21 protein-coding genes are annotated in these 23,709 nt (G+C 72.2%); 6 read left to right on the forward strand and 15 right to left on the reverse strand.

The window, feature by feature from the left end:
- The first annotated feature begins 374 nt into the window (after positions 1–374).
- The gene (locus ACZ4N5_RS13145; protein ID WP_467757178.1) at positions 375–1,625 is read left to right on the forward strand and encodes a M14 family zinc carboxypeptidase; all 1,251 of its coding nucleotides are present in this window, start codon (positions 375–377) and stop codon (positions 1,623–1,625) included.
- Position 1,626: 1 nt separating this feature from the next.
- On the opposite strand, the gene ACZ4N5_RS13150 is transcribed toward ACZ4N5_RS13145, so the two are convergent.
- From ACZ4N5_RS13150 to ACZ4N5_RS13160, 3 genes are all read right to left on the reverse strand, one after another.
- Positions 1,627–2,046: an SSI family serine proteinase inhibitor gene (locus ACZ4N5_RS13150; protein ID WP_467757179.1), complete on the reverse strand. Its 420-nt coding sequence runs from the start codon at positions 2,044–2,046 to the stop codon at positions 1,627–1,629.
- Positions 2,043–3,422, reverse strand: a complete 1,380-nt coding sequence (locus ACZ4N5_RS13155) for a M14 family zinc carboxypeptidase (protein ID WP_467757180.1) — start codon at positions 3,420–3,422, stop codon at positions 2,043–2,045. Before ACZ4N5_RS13155 ends, ACZ4N5_RS13150 begins: the two co-directional genes overlap by 4 nt.
- 166 nt (positions 3,423–3,588) lie before the next feature.
- A complete protein-coding gene (locus ACZ4N5_RS13160; RefSeq protein ID WP_467757181.1) occupies positions 3,589–4,155 on the reverse strand; it encodes an FHA domain-containing protein in 567 nt (188 codons plus the stop codon).
- Positions 4,156–4,348: 193 nt separating this feature from the next.
- On the opposite strand from ACZ4N5_RS13160, the gene treZ reads away from it, so the two are divergent.
- The gene (treZ, locus tag ACZ4N5_RS13165) at positions 4,349–6,094 is read left to right on the forward strand and encodes a malto-oligosyltrehalose trehalohydrolase (protein WP_467757182.1); all 1,746 of its coding nucleotides are present in this window, start codon (positions 4,349–4,351) and stop codon (positions 6,092–6,094) included.
- A gap of 109 nt (positions 6,095–6,203) precedes the next feature.
- Here the strand turns inward: treZ and ACZ4N5_RS13170 are convergent, their stop codons facing one another.
- The 6 genes from ACZ4N5_RS13170 to ACZ4N5_RS13195 form a co-directional block, all read right to left on the reverse strand.
- A complete protein-coding gene (locus ACZ4N5_RS13170; protein WP_467757183.1) occupies positions 6,204–7,148 on the reverse strand; it encodes an aminoglycoside phosphotransferase family protein in 945 nt (314 codons plus the stop codon).
- Positions 7,149–7,211: 63 nt separating this feature from the next.
- Positions 7,212–8,336 (reverse strand): aminopeptidase P family protein, encoded by a 1,125-nt coding sequence (locus ACZ4N5_RS13175; RefSeq protein WP_467757184.1) that lies wholly within the window; start codon positions 8,334–8,336, stop codon positions 7,212–7,214.
- Positions 8,337–8,429: 93 nt separating this feature from the next.
- Positions 8,430–9,050 carry a LysE family translocator gene (locus ACZ4N5_RS13180; protein WP_467757185.1) on the reverse strand — a complete coding sequence of 207 codons (621 nt, stop codon included), beginning with the start codon at positions 9,048–9,050 and terminating at the stop codon, positions 8,430–8,432.
- Positions 9,051–9,170: 120 nt separating this feature from the next.
- The gene (locus ACZ4N5_RS13185; protein WP_467757186.1) at positions 9,171–9,854 is read right to left on the reverse strand and encodes a PDZ domain-containing protein; all 684 of its coding nucleotides are present in this window, start codon (positions 9,852–9,854) and stop codon (positions 9,171–9,173) included.
- 382 nt (positions 9,855–10,236) lie between these two features.
- Positions 10,237–12,414 carry a germacradienol/geosmin synthase Cyc2 gene (cyc2, locus tag ACZ4N5_RS13190; protein ID WP_467757187.1) on the reverse strand — a complete coding sequence of 726 codons (2,178 nt, stop codon included), beginning with the start codon at positions 12,412–12,414 and terminating at the stop codon, positions 10,237–10,239.
- A gap of 175 nt (positions 12,415–12,589) precedes the next feature.
- Positions 12,590–13,783 carry a damage-control phosphatase ARMT1 family protein gene (locus ACZ4N5_RS13195; RefSeq protein ID WP_467757188.1) on the reverse strand — a complete coding sequence of 398 codons (1,194 nt, stop codon included), beginning with the start codon at positions 13,781–13,783 and terminating at the stop codon, positions 12,590–12,592.
- Positions 13,784–14,194: 411 nt separating this feature from the next.
- Here ACZ4N5_RS13195 and ACZ4N5_RS13200 point away from each other — a divergent pair, with 411 nt between their 5' ends.
- Positions 14,195–15,154 (forward strand): lytic polysaccharide monooxygenase auxiliary activity family 9 protein, encoded by a 960-nt coding sequence (locus tag ACZ4N5_RS13200; RefSeq protein ID WP_467757189.1) that lies wholly within the window; start codon positions 14,195–14,197, stop codon positions 15,152–15,154.
- Positions 15,155–15,172: 18 nt separating this feature from the next.
- Here the strand turns inward: ACZ4N5_RS13200 and ACZ4N5_RS13205 are convergent, their stop codons facing one another.
- Entirely contained in the window at positions 15,173–15,838 is a 666-nt protein-coding gene (locus tag ACZ4N5_RS13205) for a Tat pathway signal sequence domain protein (protein WP_467757190.1), read from the reverse strand.
- Between the two features lie 721 nt (positions 15,839–16,559).
- Here ACZ4N5_RS13205 and ACZ4N5_RS13210 point away from each other — a divergent pair.
- From ACZ4N5_RS13210 to ACZ4N5_RS13220, 3 genes are all read left to right on the forward strand, one after another.
- A complete protein-coding gene (locus ACZ4N5_RS13210; RefSeq protein WP_467757191.1) occupies positions 16,560–17,234 on the forward strand; it encodes a DUF6230 family protein in 675 nt (224 codons plus the stop codon).
- Positions 17,234–17,647: a DUF6114 domain-containing protein gene (locus ACZ4N5_RS13215; protein ID WP_467757192.1), complete on the forward strand. Its 414-nt coding sequence runs from the start codon at positions 17,234–17,236 to the stop codon at positions 17,645–17,647. Before ACZ4N5_RS13210 ends, ACZ4N5_RS13215 begins: the two co-directional genes overlap by 1 nt.
- Positions 17,648–17,895: 248 nt before the next feature.
- Positions 17,896–19,140, forward strand: coding sequence for a cytochrome P450 family protein (locus ACZ4N5_RS13220; RefSeq protein ID WP_467757193.1), 1,245 nt, complete (start codon positions 17,896–17,898; stop codon positions 19,138–19,140).
- A gap of 167 nt (positions 19,141–19,307) precedes the next feature.
- On the opposite strand, the gene ACZ4N5_RS13225 is transcribed toward ACZ4N5_RS13220, so the two are convergent.
- Genes ACZ4N5_RS13225 through ACZ4N5_RS13245 form a run of 5 tightly spaced genes read right to left on the reverse strand, consistent with a single transcriptional unit; the run spans position 19,308 to position 23,511 of the window.
- On the reverse strand, positions 19,308–20,723 hold the full coding sequence (locus ACZ4N5_RS13225) for a cytochrome P450 (RefSeq protein ID WP_467757194.1): 1,416 nt from the start codon (positions 20,721–20,723) through the stop codon (positions 19,308–19,310).
- Positions 20,720–21,322 (reverse strand): GTP-binding protein, encoded by a 603-nt coding sequence (locus ACZ4N5_RS13230; RefSeq protein WP_467757195.1) that lies wholly within the window; start codon positions 21,320–21,322, stop codon positions 20,720–20,722. Before ACZ4N5_RS13230 ends, ACZ4N5_RS13225 begins: the two co-directional genes overlap by 4 nt.
- Positions 21,300–21,662: a DUF742 domain-containing protein gene (locus ACZ4N5_RS13235; RefSeq protein WP_467757196.1), complete on the reverse strand. Its 363-nt coding sequence runs from the start codon at positions 21,660–21,662 to the stop codon at positions 21,300–21,302. The genes ACZ4N5_RS13230 and ACZ4N5_RS13235 overlap by 23 nt, the downstream gene beginning before the upstream one ends.
- The gene (locus ACZ4N5_RS13240) at positions 21,659–22,072 is read right to left on the reverse strand and encodes a roadblock/LC7 domain-containing protein (protein ID WP_355840032.1); all 414 of its coding nucleotides are present in this window, start codon (positions 22,070–22,072) and stop codon (positions 21,659–21,661) included. The genes ACZ4N5_RS13235 and ACZ4N5_RS13240 overlap by 4 nt, the downstream gene beginning before the upstream one ends.
- Positions 22,069–23,511 (reverse strand): ATP-binding protein, encoded by a 1,443-nt coding sequence (locus tag ACZ4N5_RS13245; RefSeq protein ID WP_467757197.1) that lies wholly within the window; start codon positions 23,509–23,511, stop codon positions 22,069–22,071. The genes ACZ4N5_RS13240 and ACZ4N5_RS13245 overlap by 4 nt, the downstream gene beginning before the upstream one ends.
- Positions 23,512–23,709 lie beyond the last annotated feature (198 nt).

Here is a 23,709-nt window from a genome sequence, read left to right on the forward strand (position 1 = left end):
CCGCGGGCCACCACCTCGGGTCTGCGCGCCGGACCCGCGCGCGGTTGTTCCGAGTCGACCACCGCCTGCCCGGAACCGCAGTTCCCGTGCACCCGTTCGGGTGAATCGCGTGCCTCGCCCCGGCATGGCCGCCCGTGGCGCACGCGTGCGCCGGTCACCCCCTCCCGAGCGCCCGTTCCGGGCCTCCGCCCCCGGTTCTCCGCAGGCCTGCGGGACGCTGTCCGATCCGGAGGGGAAAGCTCGCGTACCCGCCAACGCCTGTTGCCAGGGGAAAATGCCACCTGGCGCCCCTCGGAGCCGCCCCGTCGCATCCTTGACAGTTCCCCGAGACCGTGGAGTACTGCCAAAAGCGACGCAGGGCGGACAAGTCGGGGGTGAGTCACCTGCCGGAGTTGCGCTACCCCAGTGTGACCGAAATCGTCTCGTCCGCCTGGGCGTTGGCGGCCCATCGACCCGACCTGTGCCTTCTCAGACAAGTGGGTGCCTCCCGTGCGGGCAGACCCCTCCACCTGCTGTCCGTCGGCCACGCCCGGCGCGCGGTCCTCGTCGTGGCCGGGGCCCACGCCAATGAACCGACGGGCGGTTCGACGCTGCTGTCCTTGGCCGAACGTGTGCTGCGCCAGCGGGAGTTGCGACGGGACACCTCCTGGCACTTTCTGCTCTGCGCGGACCCCGACGGAGCCAGCCTCCATGTGACGCCCGCGCCGCGGACCCTGCTCGAGTACCACCTGGGCTTCTTCCGCCCGGCCGGACCCGAGCAGCCGGAGTGGTCGCCCTCCGTCCTGCCGCCCGACCGGCTGCCGCCGGAGACCCGCGCGCTGACCGGGGTCATCGACGAAGTGCGGCCCTACCTCCAGGTGACGCTGCACGGGACCGATCTCGGCGGCAGCTGGGTGCAGTTGACCAAGGACATCCCGGGCCTCGCGGAGCCGTTCGCCAAGTCCGCGGCGGAGCTGCACATCCCGGTCGAGACGGCCGCGTCGGACGCCGCGGGCTGGCCCGCCTCCGGGCCCGGGGTCCATGTGATGCCGGCGCCCGGCTCGGACACGGCGTACCCGAGCATGCCGGACGACGCCCGGCACAGCACCTGGTACCACGCCCACCGGTACGGCGGTCTGACCGCTGTCGTGGAGGTGCCGATGTGGGCCAGCGATCTGGTGGACGATCCGGCGCCGCACCCCGACCCCGCGGCGGCGATGCGAGGCCTGGCACACCGACTGCTGGCGGACGCGTACCAGGTGGAGGCGGTGCTCGGACGGGCGCTGCCCCGGCTGCGGGGACCCGACGGGCCTCTTCTGCGGGCCGCGAAGTGGGCGCTGGAGCTGGTTCCGGGACTTGCCGCGGACTGGTCGCAGTCGCTCCCCGTGGACACGACGATGGCGTACGTGGGCAGCGTCGACGCGTTCGGCCGGCGGATCCCGCTGCGGGCCGCCTCGATGCTGCTGCGTGTGCTCCGCGAGGCCGACGACCGCGAGGTACCCCACCTCGAACAGTTGGTCGCCGGCTGGAGCGACGCCTTCGCCGAACGCTTCCGCGCGCGCTGGGTGCCGCTGGAGAACCAGGTCGAGCACCAGGCCCGTACGGTGGTGGCGGCCGCCCGTCACGCGCGCGACCGCGCCGCCTGAGTCAACTCGACAGGTCGAACACCGCGCCCGTCGCGACCCCCATCGCGCAGGAGTTCGAGAACGCGTGCGTGTAGTCGACCCGGCGGCCGTCCCATACGCCGTACGCCGACGCGGTGACCGGTGCGTAGAGCATCGGGCACATGGCGCCGGACCGGCGCGGGATACGGCCGGGGTCGCCCCCGGCGGCGCGGAGTTGCCGGCAGGCCCGCGCCGCGTGGGCGTGGCCCTGGGGCGGGTCGCAGAGCAGCAGGACGCCGCGGGTGTCGCTGGAGCGGGCGTCGCCCCGGGTGACGGCGAGGCGGAGCCAGTTGCCGGGCAGGGTGTGTCGGGGTGCCGCGTGGGCCGCCGGGGCAGTGCCCGCCGCGAGGAGCGCAAGCGGGACGAGCAGGCCGACGCGGATCGCCTGAAGGGTTTTCGTCATTCCCGGTGCATCGGCACGGCGGTCTGCGCGGTCCAGCCGGAGTCACTCGAACGGGAGCGCATGCTCGTGCCGCGCCCGGCGAGTTCGAACGCGGCGAGCACCACGCGCGCCTGGTATTCGACCTGGCGTGCGACCGGTATCCAGCGGGCCCCGCAGCCGTCGCGGTAGTCGGCGCACCACGCGTCGATCAGCCGGTCGAGCTCGGGCAGCGCGTCGCACGGGTCCTGCCCGGAGCCGGAGACGAGCTGGTGCAGCAGTCCGGCCGTACGCAGCGCGACCCGGCGCCCGGCGAGGCGCAGGGCGGTGAGTCGCGCGGTGTCGAGCGACGGCAGGGCGCGCGCCCCGGCGTCCCGCACGTCGGGGTCCCAGGAGTCGGCGAGTCCGGGGCCGACCAGTAAATAGTCGTCGACGGGCGCGAGCAGACAGGTCACGTCCGGCGAGCTGCCGAGGCCGGGCCGGACCCGGGCCAGGATGTCCTCCAGGACCCCCGTGTCGTGCCGCAGCGTACGGCTGACGGAGCGCAGCAGCGCGTCGGGATCGGCGGGGCGCGCCGGGTCCTCCACGGCGCCGACACCCCACATGGGCGCCTCGACGATCGCGGTGACCGTGCCGTGCGGCTGCGGGTGGAACCAGGTGGAATCGACCGCGGCCTCCGTGATGGCGGCGGCCAGATCTCCTCTGCGCGGCGGCGGGACGCGGTAAACCGCGGGGCCGAGCGTCGGCCAGTACAGGGTGTCGTACGGGCCGAGTTCGCGCGGGATGCCGAGGCGGGCCGCGCTGTGCGCGACGCGCTGGGCGAGGCCGGGCAGGTCGCGGGTCAGCTCGACGAAGGCGCCGCCCACGTCGACGCCGTGCAGGGAGCACTGGAGAAAAGGCCTCAGCTCGTCCTGGAGGCCGAGCAGGACGCGGGTCTCCGGCAGGACGGCGCCGTCCGCTCCCTCGGGCAGCCATTCGGGCTGTTCCAGGAAGCCGGGCCGGAAGAAGTGCCGGAAGTAGTGGCCGAGCGTGTAAGGGCCGGAGAGCCAGGCCTCGTTGCGGTGGGAGCCGTCCGGGTCGAGGCAGAGCAGCAGGTTCCAGGTGGCGTCCGCGCCCTCGGTCAGCCGGGGGTCGGCGAGCGCCCGTTCGGCCAGCCGCAGGACTGTGGCGCCGCCCACGGGTTCGTTGGCGTGCGGTCCGGCCACGACGAGGACCTGGCGGCTGCCGTGTCCGACGGACAGGAGCAGCATCGGCGTGCCCGCCCGGGAGGTGCCCACGCGGCGCAGCCGGGCGCTGTCGGGGCGCCGGGCCACCAGCGCGGCGGCGCGGACGGCGAGTTCGTCCACGGTCGGGTAGCGGCGGAGGGGCGGCAGAGCACACCTCCACTCGGACGGCGCCATCGGTTCACCTGATGTGCATGATGTACGCACAGTCAGTCACGACTGGGGAGGTACGTCAACACCGCGGGACGCGAAGGATGTTGGGGAATCCACGGGCGAATCCCGGCCGACGGACCGGTCACCGGGCGCGCCGGGACTCCCCGGGCACGGCGTGCGGCACCGCGGCTCAGTCGGAGGCGAGGCGGAACATCATCCGGCCGAAGCCGATCTGGTCGCCGTCCCGCACGACGGACGCGCCGATGACGCGCCGCCCGTTGACGGTCGTTCCGTTGGTCGAGCCGAGGTCGCGCAGCACCCAGACGCCGCCCTGCCGATGCAGTTCGGCGTGCACCCGGGACACCGTCTCGTGGTTGAGGCGCAGTCCGCTGGCCGGATCGCGGCCGATGCGCAGCGGATAGGGGCTGCCGGCGTGGGGCAACTGCAGCTTGGGCAGCCGCTCGGCCTGCCAGGCCCTGCGCAGCCGTACGGTGAAGCCGGAGACGGCCTCCACGGTGCCGAACACCAGCTTCGACCAGCGGCGCCCGGCGGGCTCGTCGCCGGTGGGCAGGTCGGCGGTGAGCACGGCGAGTTCCTCGGACCGGCGGGCGGACAGGGCCAGCTCCATGCGGCGGATGAACGTGTCGTGCGAAAGGCGGCCGAGGGCGACGCCGTCGCGGAGGGACTTGAGCGCCCGGTCGCGCTCCGCGTCGGACAGCCGCGCGGGGTACGTGTGGAACTCGAAGGACGACGTCACGTTCGTGATTGTCGGGCAGTAACGACGGGGTGTCCAGAAGACCAGGAAATGGCTGGTGGGGCCGGGTGCGGCCGTTCGCGCGACCAAAGGGCGACGAACACGCGGCAAAAGGGTGGATCCTGAAGCGAATTGATCTCCTGTGAAGCACCATGGACGGGTTGGGTCACGGCGAACTGACAAGGGGGAACCGGCTGTGCGATTCGAGGTGTGGGCACCGCGGGCCGACCGGATGACACTCCATCGCGCGGGTGTCACGAGCGCGTTGGACCGCGATCCCGGGCGGGCCGGCTGGTGGACGGGCGAGGCGGACGCGCCGGAAGGGACGCGCTACGGGTTCGCGGTGGACGACGGTCCCGTTCTGCCCGATCCCCGTTCGCGCCGCCAGCCGGACGGCCCCGACGGGCTGAGCGCCGTGGTCGACCAGGGGCGGTACGCGTGGCGCGCCGAGTGGCCCGGACGCGCCCTGCCGGGCGCGGTCCTCTACGAGCTGCACGTGGGCACGTACACGCCCGAGGGCACACTGGACGCGGCGGCGGACCGGCTGGGACATCTGGCGGAACTGGGCATCACACACGTCGAGTTGATGCCGTTGTGCCCGTTCCCCGGCCGGCACGGCTGGGGGTACGAGGGTGTCTCCCTGTGGGCCGTTCACGAGCCGTACGGCGGCCCCGAGGCGCTGAAGCGCTTTGTCGACCGGGCGCACGAACTCGGCCTGGGAGTCGTCCTCGACGTCGTGCACAACCACCTCGGCCCGTCCGGCAACCATCTGCCCGCGTTCGGGCCCTACTTCACGGACACCCATCAGACGCCCTGGGGCTCGGCGGTGAACCTCGACGCGCCCGGCTCGGACGAGGTGCGCGCGTACCTCGTCGGCAGCGCCCTGGCGTGGCTGCGCGACTACCGGCTCGACGGACTGCGTCTGGACGCCGTGCACGCGCTGCGGGACACCCGGGCGCTGCACTTCCTGGAGGAGCTGTCGACGGCCGTGGACGCGCTCGCCGCCGACCTGGGCCGGCCGCTCTTCCTGATCGCCGAGTCGGATCTCAACGACCCGCGCCTGATCACCTCCCGCGAGGAGGGCGGTCTCGGGCTGCACGCGCAGTGGAACGACGACTTCCACCACGCGCTGCACACCACGCTGACCGGCGAGGCGCAGGGCTACTACGCGGACTTCGCGCACGCCCCGCTCACGGCCCTGAGCAAGACGCTGACATCGGGCTACTTCCACAACGGCACGTACTCCAGCTTCCGCGGGCGGCATCACGGGCGCCCGCTCGACCGCGCCCGCGTCTCGGCGCAGCGGCTGCTCGGCTATGCGCAGACCCACGACCAGATCGGCAACCGCGCCCAGGGGGACCGGCTCTCGGCCTCCCTCTCCCCCGGGCTGCTGGCCTGCGCCGCCGCGCTGACGCTCACCGCGCCGTTCACGCCGATGCTCTTCATGGGCGAGGAGTGGGGTGCCGGCACGCCCTGGCAGTTCTTCACCGACCACACCGACCCCGAGCTCGCGGAGGCCGTACGGCGGGGCAGGCGGCGGGAGTTCGCGGCGCACGGTTGGGCCGAGGAGGACGTGCCGGACCCGCAGGACCCGGCGACCCGGGACCGCTCCTGTCTCGACTGGTCGGAGCCCGAAGCGGCCCCTCACGCGCGCGTGCTGACCTGGTACCGCGAGCTGATCGCCCTGCGCCGGCGCCAGGCCGACCTCTCGGACCCCGATCTCGCGGCCGTCAGGGTCGCCCACGACCCCGGCGCCCGCTGGCTCGCCCTCCGGCGCGGGGACGTCCGGATCGCCGTGAACCTCGCCAAGGACCCCGCGGCGATTCCCCTCGGCATCCGCCAGGCGCGCGTCCTCGCGGCCTGGGAGCCGGTCGAGGCACCGGGCCCCGACGGGGTGCTGTACGTGCCGGGCGAGTCGTGCGTGGTGCTGACCCAGGCCTGAGGCACCCGCTGCGTGGGCGAGGCCCGCGGGACGCGCCCTCCCCGCGGGCCTCCCCCTCCGAGCCTGCCCCGCGGGCTTCCCCCACGGGCCTCCCCGCGGGGGCGCGCCCCTAGGGCAGCTCTTCCGTTCCGTCCCGCAGGTCCGTGACCCGCTCCAGCAGGATCGACTCCCAGGCCCGCCCCAACTGGGCATCCATGAGCGGGAGTTGACTGTCGTCACGGCTGCGGAGACGGTCGGCGAGCCGGATGACGGTGTCGCAGCGGGCGAGCCACAGACCGCGCAGGCAGGGGCGGGCGCTGTATCCGGCGAGGGTCGCGGCACGTACGGCCGCGGGGGCGCCGACGGCGACGGCGAGCCCGGCGATGTCTTCGGCCGGATCGCCGATCACCGCGCCGGTCCAGTCGAGAACGCCCCGCACCCGCCCGTCGCGGCTGACCACGAGGTGTTCGCCCAGGAGTCCGTGGTGCACGAGGACCGCGGCGCCGGTCTGCGCGCCGAGCTGGACGGCGGCGGGCGCGGCGAGCTGGTCGAACCGCGCGGGGTCGAACTCCTCGGCGGGGAGCCGCTCGGCGGCCCGTACGGCGGCGGCGCGCAGGGCCTCCAGGGAGCGCGGCGGGGTGCGCGGCACCCCGAGCGTCTCGGCCTGGCGTACGGGGACGTCGCGCAGCCCGGTCAGCAGCCCCGCCAGGTCGGCCTCGCCGAGGGCCGAGACGGCCTGTTCCTCGCCGGACGCGCCGGGCACCAAGGTGTCCAGGGTGTAGTTCAGTCCGCTCGCCCACTCGCCCCGCGCGACACTCATGGGGACGGCGACCCCGATGTGCGGGCGGATCAGATCGCGCAGCCGCAGCTCACGTCGTTGGCGCAGGGAGGCCTCGTGGTCCCGGGCGAGCCGCAGCACATGGCGTCGGCCCACCCACCACGTAAAGCGCCCGCCCTCCTCGCCGACGGGCCGCACGTCCGGTCCCGGGCCCGGTGCGGTGTCGTCGGCGAGCAGGGCGAGGACCAGCCGACGGACGGTTTCCGGTGTCGGGGTCGGTGTCGGTGTCTGGCTCATGGTCGCGCCCTTGTCGTCCGGGTGCGGGGGCGAAGCGGTTGCCGCGCGGTCGGTGGACGCACGTCAGTCGACGATCACCATCTCGCGGGATGTGGTGTTGAGCCGGCGTCCGCCGTCCTCGGTCACCGTGACGATGTCCTCGATACGGACCCCGAAGCAGCCGGGCAGATAGATGCCCGGCTCCACGGAGAAGCACATGCCGGGGACCAGGGGCTGTTCCTCGCCCTCGACCATGTAGGGCGGTTCGTGGGTGGTGACGCCGATGCCGTGCCCGGTGCGGTGGATGAAGTACTCGCCGTACCCGGCGTCCTTGATGACGGCGCGCGCCGCGCGGTCGATGTCCTGGCAGGCGACTCCGGGCCGCACGGCACGGAACCCGGCCTCCTGGGCCTCGCGCACGATGTCGTGCACCTTGCGTTCCTCGTCGTCCGGCTCACCGACGTGGACCGTGCGGGAGGTGTCGGAGCCGTAGCCCTCCTTGAGGCCGCCGAAGTCCAGGACCACCATGTCGCCGTCCTCGATGACGCGCTCGTCGGCCTCGTGGTGCGGGTCGGCTCCGTTGGGGCCGGAGGCGACGATGGTGAAGTCGACCTGGGAGTGCCCGAACCGGCGCAGCAGATCCGCGAGGTCGCGGGAGACCTCCGACTCCCGGCGGCTCGCGAAGCGGACCTTCCTGATCTCTTCGAACGCCTCGTCCGCGGCGGCTCCGGCGGCCGCGAGCCGCTCCAGTTCCGCCGCGTCCTTGACGGCCCTGAGCATCGGCAGGGCGTCGGTGAGCGCGGTGTAGCGACTGTCGGGCAGCCGCTTCTGGAGGCCGAGCAGGTGCAGGGCCCAGCCGTTGTCGCTGACGCCGAAGCGGCCGGTGCGTTCCAGGAGAGCCGCGGCCACGTCGTAGGGGTCCGTGCCGTCGGTCCATTCATGGAGGGTCAGCGCGGGCGCGCCGGCCGACCTGGCCGCGTCGGGGGCCTCCAGGGTGGGCACGACGAGGGCCGGGTCATGGCCTGCCCGCAGCACCAGCAGGGTGAGCCGCTCGGTCTCCACCGGGCGGTAGCCGGTCAGCCACACCAGGTCGGGCCCCGGCGCGACCAGGACGCCGTCGAGCCCGGCACCGGCCGCGGCCTCGGCGGCGCGCCGCATACGGGCCTCGTAGTCGTCGGCGGTGAAGGGCGCGGGTGTGGCGGCGGTCATCCATGCCTCCGTGTGTCCGGAGTTCCCCAGGGGGCTACGGCAGCATCCTGCCCTTCCGGTGGGGTGTGCGCGAGCCGGTCGCGCCGGCCCGGGTCAGCTCTCCAGGGCGAGGCGGGCGCCCAGGAGCAGCAGGACGCCTCCGGAGACCTGTTCCAGGCGTCGGCGCACGCCCGTCCGGGACAGGACGGTCTTCATCCGGCCGACGAACCACACGTAGAGGCCGTAGTAGCCCACCTCGTAGGCCGCCCAGAGCGCGGCGAGGCCGAGCATGGCGGGCAGATGCGGGGCGCCCTCGGGCACGAACTGCGGCAGGAAGGACATCGCGAAGACGGCCGCCTTCGGGTTGGCGAGGTTGAGCAGCAGCCCGCCCCGGTAGGACGCCCAGCCGCTCTTCTCCGCGCCCTCCCAGCCGCCGTCACCGGCGCCCTTGGAGCGGCGCGCCTGCCACAGCGTCTGGACGCCGAAGCCGACGAGCACCGCGGCACCGACGATCCGCATGACGTCGTACGCCATCTCGGAGGCGGCGAGCAGCGCGGTGAGACCGAACGCGGCGACGGCGCCCCACAGGAAGACCCCCGTCTCGTTGCCGAGCACGGTCAGGAAGCCGGACCGCCTGCTGCCCAGTGACCGTTTGATGATCAGCACGGTGCTCGGTCCGGGCGAGGCCGCGATCAGGGTGCAGGCGCCGAGAAAGGCGACGAGGGTGCTCAGCATCCGGCCATCGTGACGGGCCGCGGCCCGTTTGACCAGCCCCTTTTCACCGCGCCGGGCAGAACCGGGAGCCGCGCCCGCAGGGCGCCGCGGCCTGCGGAGGGGCTGTCCGGTCAGGTCGCCTCAGGTCACGATGCCCGGAACCGCGGGCAGGTGCCGGCGGCTGCCGTTCGCGTGGCGCACGCGGAGAGTGACCTCCTTGCCCGGCCGCGCGGCCGCCACCGCGCGCGCGAGGTCGGCGGCCGAGGTGACCGCTGTCCCGCCGAAGGCGAGCAGGACGTCACCGCGTACCAGGCCCGCGGTGTAGCCGGGACCGGGGAGGTGCACCCCGACGATCAGCGCGCCCCCGCCGTCCGGGGCGTCGACGGCCTCGACCCCGAGAGTCCCCCGTGCGGCTTGCCGCTCGGACTCCCCCGACAGGATCGGACTGCCGCTGCCGGACTCCGTCGTGGAGCCGCCGGGCCGCGGCGCGCCGGACCCGCCGGGCGTCGGCGCTCCGGAGCCGGCGGAGGGCTGCCGTGGGTGCCCGGCCGCACCGGCCTGCTGCTGAAGGTCCGCCAGTCTGCTCATGCCGATCACGGTCGCGCCGACCGTGCCGAGACCCACGCCGGACAGGACAAGGACCGTCCCGACGAACAGGCCGAACAGCAGGGTGATCAGCCGCCTGCCGCGGCGCCGCGCGGCGTGCGGGCGCCGGGTTCCGCCGGGCGGACGGGCGCCGTCGGAGGGTCGGTCGCCGCCGGACGGACGCGCGCCGCCCGGGTTCCGACCGGGCATCGGCTTGGGACGCAACGCGGTCTGTTCCATGAATCGCCTCCGGCAGATGTTCTACGGACCGCCTTCGGCTCTTGCTCTACCCCTCGCTCCGGCGCGCGACGATTCCCTAACGAGTGAGACTGTCGTCGCCGTTCGAGAAGCCGGTCCGCCGTGGCCGCCGCCCCCTCCGGCCACGCCCGCGCGGGGGTGCGCGGCAGGAGGGTGAGCCCGTGGCCCGCGACGGCAGGGGCGGGTGCGCGGATGCGGTACGCCGGGATCCGCCGGCTGAAGGCGGCCATGCCGCCTATGGCATGCGGGGTGCCCGAGCGGCGGGAGCGCGGGAAGAAGACCGGGCCGCGGTCCCGCAGCTGAAACCGGTCTGCGGGAGCGCGGGGCGGCAAGTCCGGCGGTGTCCGGAAGCCGTCGGGACCGGTCAGAGCGCGACGGGTTCCGCGCGCCAGGCGAACGGCAGCGCGGACGCCTGGTCCGGTACGAAGCCGTGGGCGCGGCGGGCCAGGTCCGCCGCGCCGTAACGGCGGCAGTCCTGGTGCCACTTCAGGATTCCGGCCAGCCAGTTCTGCAGCTCCACCACATAGCCCTGCATGATCCCGCGCACCTCCTCGGAGAGCTTGAAGTCCTCGTACAGGATGGGCAGTTCATGGGCGGCGACATGCTGGAACTGCTCCATGCGCTGGGTCATCAGGTCATGGATGATGCCGAGCGCCGTGGGATAGTCGCAGCCGAAGAAGTTCTGCACGACGAGGATGCCGTTGTGGACCTCTCCCTCGTACTCGATCTCCTTCTGGTACGAGAAGACGTCGTTCAGCAGCATCGCGTAGTCCATGGCCGCGTTCTCCAGCGAGCGGACGGGGCCGCTGCGGTAGACCTCCGGCGGGACGGCGGGGCCGTGGCCGAGGCGGCACAGGCCCATGGTGAGTTCGGAGCCGAAGGTGGCCCGGCGCATCTCCAGGTAGTCGACGGGGTCCGGGATGCGGTTCTGGATCTGGTTGGACAGCTCCCACAGCCAGCTCTCCGTCATCACGTCCACGGCCGCGCGCAGGGTGCTCCGGGCGTCCGGGGTCATCTCCGCGGTGGTGCGCCGCCACAGGTCGATCAGTCCGCGTTCCATGCCGTTCACCGGGACGGGGACCTCCTCGCCGTCGACGGGCATGCAGGCGGAGAGGCGCGCGGTGGTCAGCTTGGCGGCGGCGAGATCGCGGCGGTTGCCGAAGAGCAGCGGGTAGTAGTCGTCGCCGTAGGTGCCCCAGGCCAGCCACTGCGAGCTGAGGTCGAGGGCCTCGGGTGTCGCGTCGGGGTGGATGCCGGCGGCGCAGAGCGGCAGGTCGTAGGCGGTGAGTTTGTCCTCGTCCCAGACGCCCTCCTGGAGCATGCCCGTGGCGTGCATCCAGGTGACGAGGCGGTCGCGGGAGCCCGCGAGGTGCGGGCTGAGGGTGACCTCGAACGGCATGTGGAAGTCGGGGAGTTGGGAGGGGCCGACCTTCTGGAACGGGACGTGGGTGTACGCGCGCAGCCGCTCGGCGCCGGCCGCGGAGAGCAGCGCCCCGACGTCGGCGGCGGAGGTGCCGAACCCGCTCATGCCGAGGGGCCGCGCTTCCTCGACGGCGCCCTCGTTCATATAGCGGCTGGAGCGCATGTGCCATTCGTGGCCGCCGGACTGCCAGTCCTGGAGACCCTGTGCGTACGCGGCGACGGCGCCGACCTCCGCAGGGGTGAGCCCCTTTTCCACAGCCAGTGCGGGCACCTCGGTGAGCGCCGTGTGCTCGAACTGGTGGAGCCGTGAGGTGAGGATGTCGTTGACGGTCTCGGCGGCCTCCTGTGTCGTGCAGCCGAAGAACGTCTCCAGGACGAGGATTCCGTTGCTGAGTTCGCCCTCGTCCTCGACCTCGCGCTGGTAGGAGAACAGGTCGTTGCGCAGATGGACACCGTCGGAGAACGTCTCCATCAGGACGCGCAGCGGCCTCGACTCGGCGACGGACGGGGGCACTTCGGCGGTCGCGTACTCGACGAGCCCGGCCGACCAGGGGGCGCCGCCCACCTTGCGGCGCATCTCGATGTACTCGACGGGGTTGGAGATCCGCCCTTCGTTGATGTTGGACAGCTCCCACATCGACTCGTTGAGCAGATGCTCCGTGGAGACGGCGAACCGCCTGCGCCACTCGGTGGACATCGAGGGCACCGTGCGCGCCCACAGGTCGGCGAGTCCCGCCTCGACGGGATTCTCCGGCTCGGGCACGGGAGTCGACAGGTCGAGCGGCATGAAGAGGGGCAGCCGGTCCAGATAGGCCTTGCCGCCGGCGCGGTCCTGGGTGCGCTTGAAGGTCTCCAGGAAGTGGTCGTCGAAGAAGAACACCCACACGTACCAGTCGGTGATGAGCGAGAGGGCCGGTCCGTCGCAGTCCGGATGGGTGTACGCGCACAACAGGCCGTAGTCGTGGGCGTCGAGGTCGGACTGCTCCCAGATGCCCGAGCCTTCGAGCATGCCCATTCCGCGGGCCCACTCGACCGAGTGGGCCCGCGCTTCGTCCAGGTGCGGGTTCAGCCGGGCGGTGTACGGCATGTAGAAGTGCGGGAGTTCGAACGGCTGCGTCATGGCCGGGCCCTACCCATGGCCCCGCACGGACATCCGCAGGCCAGGACATGATCACACCATCGCGTGAACCGGGGCGAAAGCCACGCACGACGGCGCCTCCGTCGGATCGGGGCCGCCGCGACCACGACCCCGTGGCCTGGCCGGAGAAGCCGGAGGAGCCGGACGCGCTGGGCCGTCAGCGCCTCGCCTGGATCAGCGCGTGGGTGCCGCCGGTTCGCCAGCGGTGGCCCTCGGCGGCGTCGAGGGCCACCTCGACGGTGGAGGTCAGTCCGACGACGACATCGGACTTGAGGGTCCGCAGCGCCGCGACCGAACCGGGAAAATATGCGGTGGCGACCGCGAACGGGGTGGTGGCCGGGTACAGCCGGTCGCCGATGAGACGGCGGTAGTTCAGGTCGCCCTTCAGCAGGGTCACGTCGGCCGCGGCGAACTCCTGGCGGAGGTCGTCGGGCAGGTCGGCGTACGGCAGCGGGGCGCAGGCGAAGGGGTGGGCCCGGACGGTGAGACGGCCCTCGGACAGGGCGGCCCAGAGACGGTTCCCGGCCTCGCCGGCCGCTCCCTTTGCGGCGGTCAGGCGGCGCAGGGCGTCGAGCACGTCCGGTGCCATGGCGTCGGACACGTAGTACGGGTACGGCTTCACATGCAGGACGGTCCGCTCGACCCGGCCGTGCCGGAGCAGGTGGTCGGCGAGGAGCAGATCGGGGATGAGTTCCCGGCCCGCGTTGTCCGCGACGAGACAGAGGGTGCCGCCGCCGAAGAGCGATCGCAGGACTTCTCCGTCGTTCGCCACGAGCTGGGACTCGGCCGCCGTCCCGTCCTCGGCGCCGGCCAGTTTGAATCCGAGGTCCGCGCGGTTGCCCCACAGGGAGCCGTACAGCAGCGCCTGTTCCTGCTCCTCGGCCGACCGCCGCGCGAGATCGTCCAGCGCGGCGAGTTCCTCCTCGGCCTCCGGAGTGTCCAGTTCGGCGAGCTTGAAGGGGCGGAAGGGGTCGATGCCCTGCCAGGGGCCCGGCGCGAAGTAGCCGACGGATTCAAGGAGTTGGCGGTAGAAATAGCTCTCGGACCAGAGGAAGGGCACGTCGAACCAGGACCGGCCGTAGTACTCGCGGCCGCCCCAGGCATCCCACTGCCCGCGGTCCGCGGCCGGCGCCGCGAGCGGTTCGACGACCCCCTCGGTGCAGTTCCGGAGCAGGGCGTCGAGCGCGTGGCGCTGCTCGGGGCCGTACGGGAAGGCGTCCCGCACCTTCCGGATGAGCGCGGGATGCCGCTCGGCCAGCACGCTCCGGGGGAACGAGCCCAGCACCGAGCTCACGACCACCGGAGCGTCGTCGGGATCGGCGGCGGAGCGGGCGGCTGCGGGATCGGGCATGCGGCTCACCGTACCGGCTGAACAGAAGGGGCCGTCCGACGCGCTGCGCGCCGGGCGGCCCCTCCCCCCGTAGAGCCCAGCGGTCGGCCTAGGTCGGTCGGCTTCGAGCTGTCGACCGCCTCGGTGTCCTGTGCGGCCCTGTCCTGGACACGGTGTGCTCAGCTGCCGTCGGCGGTCGCGCTGAACGATAGGCAGGCCGCGCGCGGGAGGGATAGCGGGAAAACCCTCGATCCGGCCGCCGTTCGGCCCTTGCCCGCCCGCAGTTCGGTGGGGTGGTCCCGTTTCGCACGGATTGCGGATCTGAACATCCGGCGCTCCGGCCCCGTATCTCACGGTGCCCCGTGCGAGGTCTGCGTCCCGGCCGAGCACGGCGGCACGCCGCTTCGCCCACGCACCGAGGAGACCTTCCGGATGACCGCCTACCGCACCGCCACCGCGGCCGCTGTCGCCCTGGCGGCTCCGCTGCTGCTCACGACGTGGGCCGCGGGGACCGCGTCGGCGCACGGCGCGCCGACGTCCCCCGTCAGCCGGGTGGTCGCGTGCTCGCCCGAGGGCGGCAGTCTGATCCGGACGTCGGCCTGCCGGGCGGCGATCGCCGCGAACGGCGCGCCCTTCACCGCGTGGGACAACCTGCGGGTGGCCGACGTCAACGGCCGGGACCGCTCGGTGATCCCGGACGGGAAGCTGTGCAGCGGGGGCCTGCCCGCCTACAAGGGCCTCGACCTGGCCCGCGCCGACTTTCCGTCGACGCGTCTGACCGCCGGCGCGGCCCTCACCCTCAAATACAGTTCGACGATCGCGCACACGGGGACCTTCAAGCTCTATCTGACCAAGCAGGGTTACAGCGCGACGCACCCCCTGAAGTGGTCCGACCTGCCGGAGAAGCCGTTCGCCACGGCCACCGACCCGGCGATGGTCGACGGCGCCTATCGCATCAAGGCCACGCTGCCGTCCGACCGCACCGGCCGCCAGATGCTGTTCACCATCTGGCAGAACTCCAGCACGACGGACACGTACTACTCGTGCTCGGACGTGGTGTTCTCCGGCCCGAGCGGAGCGTCGAAGTCGGCTCGGGGCGCCGGGACTTCGGGGAGCGCCGGGAGCACTTCCGGTGGCAGGAGCACCGCGGACGCCTCTCCGTCGACCAAATTGGAGACCTCGCCGCCCAGCCGCACACCGTCGACCCCGGCCGCCGGCTCGTCTTCCTCGGCGGTCAGTTCATCCACCGGGGAGGCGGGTCCCGATCATCTGACGCCCGCCGCCGACAGCACCTCGGGCGGCGGCCCCGCCCTCCCCCTGGTCGCCGGGGGAGCGGCGGCGGCGCTGCTGCTCACTGCCGGCATCACTGTCGCTCTGCGACGCCGGCAGTGAATTCGCTCCCGGTGGGTGTCAGTTGACGTAGACCACCGGACTGTCCGGCTGGCTGGTGTCGGTCACGGGGGCGTACTTCGCGGTGAAGTAGCCACTGCTGAAGCACAGGGACGAGCCGGAGAACTTGGTGAACTGCTGGCTGGTGAAGGTGATGCTGTTGTCGGTGTTGCTCGCCGTGCCGGACAGGCTCGCCGCCCGGTAGACGCAGGTCAGCGTGCCCAGCAGGGAGCGCAGCTTGACCGTGGTCTGGATGGTGGAGCCGGCCGCCGGGGTGACCGTGACGCTTCCGTCGGAGCCCACCGCGGTGCTGTACGGCAGATTGTCGACCGTGATGCCGGTGACACCGAGGACGCCGACGACGTTGCTGCTGCACGAGCCGCTGTCGAAGGTGTGCCCGGTGAGCGACTCGGTGGCCGTGCCGGGGGACGCCGGGTTGTCTGCGGCGGTCGCGGTGAAGGTCGACGCGGAACACGAGACACCGCTCGTGCCGGTGGCGCTGGAGTAGAGCGTGGCCGTGGTGCCGCTCGCCAGCGAGGCGGCGAGGACGTCGCCGACGGCGACGGGGGTTCCCGCGGCGCTGCCGGTGGTGAGCACCGGGACGTCGTCCGCGGAGGCGGGGAGGACCGCGGACGCCGACAGGGCCGCGACGACGCCGACGAGGGCGAGCAGGGATCGAGTACGCATGGGGGGTGCCTCTTCTCCGATGGGGGTGTGGGTGCCTGACCGCGCCGGGGCGCGGGGGTGCGGGTCGAGAAGGTGGCGCGGGTGTGCGGGGTGGAACGGCCCACGCACGAGGGCGCGTTGAGACGCCTGAGCGCGTGTGCGGGACTGGTGCGAGGAGAGACCGCTGCCGGTCCGTGACGCCTTCTCCGTACGCCACGGGCCGGCAGCGACAGCCGGGCGACCGGCACGGCCCTCGGGGGGAAGGCGACCGCGCCGGTGCCACGGGAACGGGGAATGGCCCAGGGGCGCGCCGTTTCGGCGTACGCGCCAGGGCCGCTCCGGAACACGCCATGACCGCCCCGCGCAGAACGGGGTCCGGGAGGTGACGGGCGCGTCGACCGACGGATCCGGCGCCACGGATCCGGGAAACAGGGAGAGTTGTAGACCTGATGGATGGTCAACGTCAAGGCGCAGTAAGGAAGTTGAAGGTCAGCGAGGCTCTTCCGTCGACGCGTGTTCACAGGTGGGACACAACTGGCACGGTTTTCCCACACGCGCCTTGACCCGTACATGTAACCCCCGGTAACTTCCTCGACGGCTACTGCTGCGTAACGAGAAAGCCCTTGCAACCGCCGGGAGGCGCGAGGAGGCGTGCGCCGCAGCCGCTGTCCGCGCCAGGACAACGCGCCACTGGAGCCCAACCCGCATCGAGACCCGTATCGAACGTGCCCAGGGAGCAGACATGGCCTCGTCCCCGGACGCCACGGCGTCCAACAGTTCCACGCCCGAGACCCCGGAAAGCGGTTCAGCCGCCGACGGGCAGGACAGACGCGGGCGGGTCCGTCTGCGTCGCGCCGCCGTGATGGCGGTGCCGGCCACCGCGGTCGCCGCGGGGTTGATGATCCTCACGGCCCAGGGCGCCCTGGGCGTCCAGTTCGCCATCTCCGGCATGCCGTTCACGGTCACCGCGACCGAACTGAACGGCACCGGCTTCGAGCAGTTCGGCGGCCTCGACAACATGGCGGAGGACAGCCCGAACGCCGGCGACACGGGTGGCCAGGTCCTCATCGTCACCTCGGCGATCAAGAACGCGACCCTCGACCACCTGTGCCAGAGCGTCGACCTGGGCGGCACGAACCTGCTCATCACGGCGGGCAGCGGGACGAACAAGGTGCAGGCGACCAACCTGGCCACCGACTCCACGGAACTGTCCGGTGACGCCTCCTTCAACAACATCGAGATCGGCAACGACGCCAGCACTCTCGACAAGGCCGGGGTCCAGGGGCCCAAGGGCGTGTTCAGTCAGCAGGCCGACACCGTGCGCATCGCGAACCTGCGCCAGACCAACTACGCGACGACGGCGGCGGTGTTCAAGCTCCCCGGCCTCAGGCTCCGCTTCAGCGACCAGGGTTGCTGATGAGCGCCGACGCGCGGACGGACGACTCCCGGGACCTGAGGGCCGCGTTCCGGCAGTGGCGTGCGCACCGCCCCTTCTGGGGCGGGCTGCTGCTCACCCTGGCGGGGGCGGAGATCCTACTCACCGAGAAGGCGTCGCTGAAGGTCGTCCTGCACATCGGGATGCAGGGCCTGGCGGGCTATCTGCTCCCCACCATGATGCTGCTGTGCGGCCTGCTGATCCTCTTCAACCCGGCCCAGCGCCTGTTCTACTCCCTGCTGGGCATCCTGCTGTCCCTGGGCACCTGGCTCACGTCCAACCTCGGCGGCTTCTTCGTCGGTCTGCTCCTCGGAGCCGTCGGCAGCTGCCTCACGTTCGGCTGGCTCCCCGACCAGAAGCCGCGCAAGCGCCTACTGCGTCGCGAGCCCGTCTGAGGCGGGCGGCCCGGCACGGAACCGGACCGCTCACCGACTTTGCTGTACGCGCGGGGAAGTCCGACTCTCCTGTACGCGCGGCCGAAAGTCCGGCTCTTTTGTAGGCCGACAGAGTCCGACTTGCCTGTACGCGCAGGGAAGTTGACACGGTACGCATCCGGTGCCGGACGCATCTCGACGGACCCCTGTCCTCGCGTAGCGTGGCGCGGCGTATGCCGAATCGAGGTTCGACTGCCGGGAGGCTCCTGATGGAAAATCCACGTCCTTTAGTGATCGACGCGACCGGACGCGACATCCACGAGGAGGCCGCCCGGATCCGCGAGAGCGGACCGCTGGCCCGGGTGGAGCTTCCCGGTGGCGTCCAGGCCTGGGCGGTGAGCGGTCCGGAGCTGCTGAAGCGGCTGCTCACCGATCCCCGGGTGTCCAAGGACGCCCGGCAGCACTGGCCCCTGATGGCGAGCGGCGCGATCACGCCTCAGTGGCCGCTGTTCGCCTGGGTGGCCGTGCAGAACATGTTCACCGCGTACGGCGGTGAACACAGGCGCCTGCGCGCTCTGGTCTCCAAGGCGTTCACCGCCCGCCGGACGGCCGCACTCCAGCCGCGCATCGAGGAGATCACCCGGCAGCTGCTGGACCGCGTGGAAGCGGCCGGGCGCGGCTTCCAGGTCGTCGACCTGCGCGAGGAATTCTGCTACCCGCTGCCGATCCAGGTGATCAGCGATCTGTTCGGACTGCCCGAGGAGCGGGGCCCCGAGTTGCGGAAGCTGGTCGATCGCGTCTTCGACACCTCCGCCGACCCGGGTGAAATGACGGCAGCCTACGAGCGGTTGTGCGTCGTCCTTACCGAACTCGTCGCCGCCAAGCGGGAGTCGCCCGGCGACGACCTGACCTCCGGGCTCATCGCGGCCCGCGACGATCAGGACGACACCGCGCTCAGCGAACAGGAGCTGCTGGACACCCTGGTGCTCATGGTCAGCGCCGGTCACGAGACGACCGTCAACCTCATCGACAACGCCGTGCACGCCCTGCTCACCCGTCCCGAACAACTCGCGCACGTCCGCGAGGGCCGCGCCGGCTGGGACGACGTGGTCGAGGAGACCCTGCGCGCGGACGCGCCGGTCGCGAGCCTGCCGCTGCGGTACGCCGTGGAGGACATCGTCCTGTCGGAGCTCGGCGGCCCCGAGGGGACCGTGATCACCAAGGGCGAGGCGATCCTCGCGGCGTACGCCGCCGCCGGACGTGATGCCGAGCGCCACGGGAAGGACGCCGATCAGTTCGACGTCACCCGCGCCGACAAGGAACACCTCGCCTTCGGCCACGGTGTGCACCGCTGCCTGGGGGCCCCACTGGGCCGCCTGGAGGCCCTGATCGCGCTCCCGGCTCTGTTCGACCGCTTCCCCGGCCTGCGACTCGCGGTCCCGGAGGAGGAGTTGAGGTCGGTGGACTCCTTCATCTCCAACGGCCACCGCGCCCTTCCGGTCCGCATTTCCTAGAAGCCGGATCCTCTGACCCCGATCCTCTGACGTCCGGATTTTCGTGGCGCCGGATCACGGGTGTCCGGAACCTCTGGGTGTCCGGAACCTCGCTGATCCTCCGGCGTTCGCATTTCCGGGCGTCCGGGTCTCCGGGCCGTCCGGGTCTCCGGACGCCCGGGGTCAGGTCACTCCCCGCGCCACCAAGCCGCCGACCGCGCCCAGCCGCTCCTCGGGCGGCCGGGCGCGGTGGCCGGGGGCTCCGCTGCGGGCGCTGGGAAGGGCGCGGCCGATGTGTGCCACGCGCCCTCAGGGCGTCCGTCCCCGGACCGTCCATCCCTGGACCGTCCATCCCTGGACCGTCCGTCCTCGGGCCGTCCGTCCTCGGATCGTCCGACGGCCGGGGCGGGCGGGAAGCTCACCGGCAGCGCCGCGAGAGCGCGGTGGAACGGGCCGGGACGCCATTGCAACTCCTGCACGGGAACCGTCAGTTCGACGTCGGGGATCCGGTCGAGGAGTTTCTCGACCGCGACGGCCGCGATGAGCCGCGCCGGACCCTGGGCTGGGCACGTGTGCGGGCCCGCACTCCACGCCAAGTGGGCGCGGTTGCCGGTTCGCCGACGGTTCGTCAGCGTCGGATCCGTGTTCGCGGCGGCGAGGCTCACCACCAGCGGATCACCCCCGCGCAGCAGCGCGCCCTCGTACAAGACGTCGTGCCGCGGGTAGTGCACGGCGTAGTTGGCGATCGGCGGGTCGGTCCAGAGCACCTCGTCGAGGGCGTCCTCGACCGGCAGGGTGCCGCCGGACAGGTCACCCGCGAAGCGGTCGTCGGACAGCAGCAGACGCAGACTGTTCGCGATCAGGTTCTGCTGCGGTTCGGTGCCCGCGCCCATCAGCACGACAAGAGTGTGGATCATCTCCTCATCGGTCAGCGCGGCCGGGTGCTCCATCAGCCAGGACGTCATGTCCGGCGCGGGCTGCCGCCGCTTCAGCGCGACCAGGTCGAACAGGGTGGTGGTGAGCAACTCGTTCGCCTTCTCGGCGTCCACCCCGTCGAACATCCCGGACATGCCCTCGACCAGCCGGACGCCGTGGCCGACGGGGCAGCCGAAGAGATGGTTGAAGACGAGCAGCGGCAGGACCTGCGCGTACTCGCCGAGCAGATCCGCCGTGCCGAGCGGCGCGAACCGGTCGATGAGCGTGTCGGCGCTGCGCTCGGCATAGCCGCGCAGGGTGCTGGACTCGACGCGGGCGAGACTGTCGGTGATGGCGCCCCGGAGCCGGCTGTGCTCCTCGCCGTCGGTGAACAGGGCATTGGGCCGGTACATCATCATCGGGACGACCGGGCTGTCCATCGGGACGGTACCGTCCGCCAGGTCCTTCCAGTGCCGCGGGTCCTTGGAGAAGGTCTCCGGGCTGCGCAGCACGTGCAGGGCGGCTTCGTACCCGGTGACCAGGGTGGCCCGGACGCCGGGCGCGAGTTCCACGGGCGCGGTCGGTCCGGCCTCCCGCAGCCGCCGGTAGACCGTGGCGGGATCGGCGGCGAACTCCGGTCCGTACAGGGACTGGTGGGCCGGGCAGCCGGGGGGCGGTACGGCGTTCACGCGTTCTCCAGTTCGCCGGTGCTGGCCAGCAGATGGGCGACGAGGGCGATCAGTGTCTCGGTGGCGGAGACCCGGTCGCGGGCGTCGCAGCGCAGCAGCGGGGTGTCGGGCAGCAGGTCGAGGGCCTCGCGCACTTCGTCGAGGCTGTGCCCCGGCCCGTCGTCGAAGTCGTTCAGGGCGACGGCGTACGGGAGATCCAACTCCTCGAGTACGCCCATGACTTCGAAGGACTGGTCCAGGCGCCGGGTGTCGGCGAGAACGAGTGCGCCGAGCGCTCCGCGCGTCAGGTCCTGCCAGAGCCGGGTGAAACGCCGCTGCCCCGGGGCGCCGAACAGGTACAGCACCAAGCTGTCGTTGAGGGTGAGGCGGCCGAAGTCGAGGGCGACCGTGGTGGTGGTCTTGTCCCGCGTACCCGCCAAGTCGTCGACGAGCGCGCCGGCTTGGGTCATGACCTCCTCGGTGCGCAGCGGCCGTATCTCGGACAGTGCGCCGACGAAGGTGGTCTTGCCGACCGCGAAGTGGCCCACGACCAGCAGTTTCACGGCGGTCCGCACTCCCTCGGACAGGTACTTGGTTTCAGAGGCGGGAGCGGAGTCCATCGAGCACCTCCTGGAGGATGCTGGTGTCGGTCGGCGGCCCGGCGGCGGGGATCGGCGTGCGGGTGACGAGGTGGCCGCTGTCCATCAGGTCGGCGACCAGCACCTTGGTGACGCTGACGGGCAGCTCCAGATGGCCCGCCACCTCGGCCAGCGACAGCGCCCCCGGCCGGCACAGCTCCATCAGCCGCCGCTTCTCTGGGCTCAGTCCGGTGAGCGGCTGGCCGGCGGCGATCAGCAGCGTGACGAGGTCGAGGGTGTTGCGCGACGGATGCGAGCGGCCGCCCGTGACGACGTACGACCGCACCAGCCGCTCCCCGGGACGACGTCCGGGCGGCGTCATGCCGGACTGCCGGTGTCCTGCCGGGCCGGGCTGGTCAGCTCCTTGCCGAGCCGGTCGACCATCTTGTGCATGCGGTAGGTGACCGCCTCCATGTCGACGTCCTCGGTCGTGGACACCGCGAGATGGGTGCCCTCGCCCGCGGCGACGAGAAAGACGTAGCCGTGTGCGAACTCGATCAGGGTCTGCCGCCACGGTGTGTCCGGACTGCCGCAGAACTCGGCGGTGCTGCGGCTGATCGACTGCACACCGGACAGGCCCGCGGCCAGTCGTTCGGCGTCGTCCCGGCCGATGTCCGCGGAGTGGGCGCGGAGCATGCCGTCGGCGGACAGCAGGATCGCGTGCCGCGCTTCCGGCACCTTCAGCACCTCGTCGAGCATCCACCCCAGCTCGTTGGTCATGGGCGCGGTCATCCCTGTGTGCTCCCTTCGATCTCGTGGGGTGTTTCGTACGACGTCACGGAGCCGTTCGTCGGCGCGAAGGCTTCCGGGCCTGCGGGGGCGGCGGGCGGTGGCGGGGCGGCCGGTGTTCCGGTGGTGTCCCGCTCCGCGCGGCCGAAGCGGGTGCCGCGGGCGAACGCGCCCATGCGCCGGGCGTTCTCCTCGGCCGACCGAGCGCTGACGTCCTCGGCGGGTACGGGCTGTTCGGCGGGGGCCGCCTGCTGCGGGCCCCGGCGCCGCCGCTTCGGCAGGCCACCGGCCGTCGTCGTCTCCATGGGCTCGGCCTCCCGACGCGTGGGACGCACCGGCGCCACGGACGCAGCAGCCCCCGGACCCACCTGTCCCGCCGGCCGCCCGGTCGTCCGCGGGGGCTCGGCCCGCGGCGGCGCCTCCACCGTCGGGGCCAGATGCGTGAGCAGCGCCGCCGGAAGGAACACCACGGCGCGGACACCGCCGTACGGGGACCGCGTGTCCACCGAGGCGCTGAACCCGTACCGTGCCGCGAGTACGCCGATGACGGCGAAGCCGAACTGCGGCGGATCGTCGAGCCGGGTCACGTCCACCTGGTCGCGGCCGGTCAACAGCGCGGCGGCCCGTTCGGTCGCCTGGCCGTCCATACCGACACCGGCGTCGTCGATGACCACGCAGGCGCCGTTGTGCGCCGACTGGACGGTGACCTCGACGGTCGTGTCGGGCTGCGAGTGGCGCGCCGCGTTGTCCAGCAGTTCGGCGACGGCGAGGACCACCGGTTCGACCACGCGGCTCTCGACGGCGATGTCGACCTGTCCGTTGACCCGGACGCGCCGGTAGTCGCGGACACGGGACGTCGCGCCGCGCACCACATCGATCAGCGCGGAGGTGCTGCGCTGCCGTCCGGGCCAGGAGCCGCACAGGACGGCGATCGCCTGGGCGCGCCGGCCGAACTGGGCGTTGGTGTGGTCGATTTCGAGAAGATCGCGCAGGACGTCGGGGTGGTCGTGCCGGTCCTGCATCTCCGCGATGGACACCTGCTGCTCATTGGCGAGTGCCTGGATCGAACGCATCGACGCCTTGAGCGCGGACTTCGCGGACTGATCGGCGCGCGCCTGCGCGTGCCCCACCGCTTCCGAGAAACGTTCGAGGACACTGTCGAGGTGCTTCGCGAAGCCCGTGCCGGCCAGCCGGGCGTCGAGCAGGCCCGCGGCCGGGACACCCGTGGGAACGTGCTGGTGAGGGGCGTCCTCCAGGGCGGGCAGGCGGACCTCCGCCAAGTGGCGCAGCTCCTCGTCGCGGACCCGCAGGTCCTCCGCGAGCACTGCGGCCCGTCGGCGCTGCCGCGCGCTGATCCCGCGCTGGCGCAGCAGCAGCACGGTGACGGCGAGCAGGCCGACGGCCAGGCACCAGGACGCGGCCTCCGGTATCCGTTCGGTCATGGTCCTCAAGTCCTCATATGCAGAGACGCATTGTTGGGGCGAAAGCAAGAAAAGTGAGGGGTGGGGCGCGAGTTGGCGCGGCGCATGACGGTAGCCGCGCGGCGGCGTCCGCGCTTGCCCCGGCGCGCAAGGAAGTTGCCGTCATGCGCACCGGCTGTGTGCACTAGGCTGACACCGCGTAACTACCCTCACCCACGC

The sequence above is a fragment of the Streptomyces sp. NPDC026500 genome (assembly GCF_055567635.1).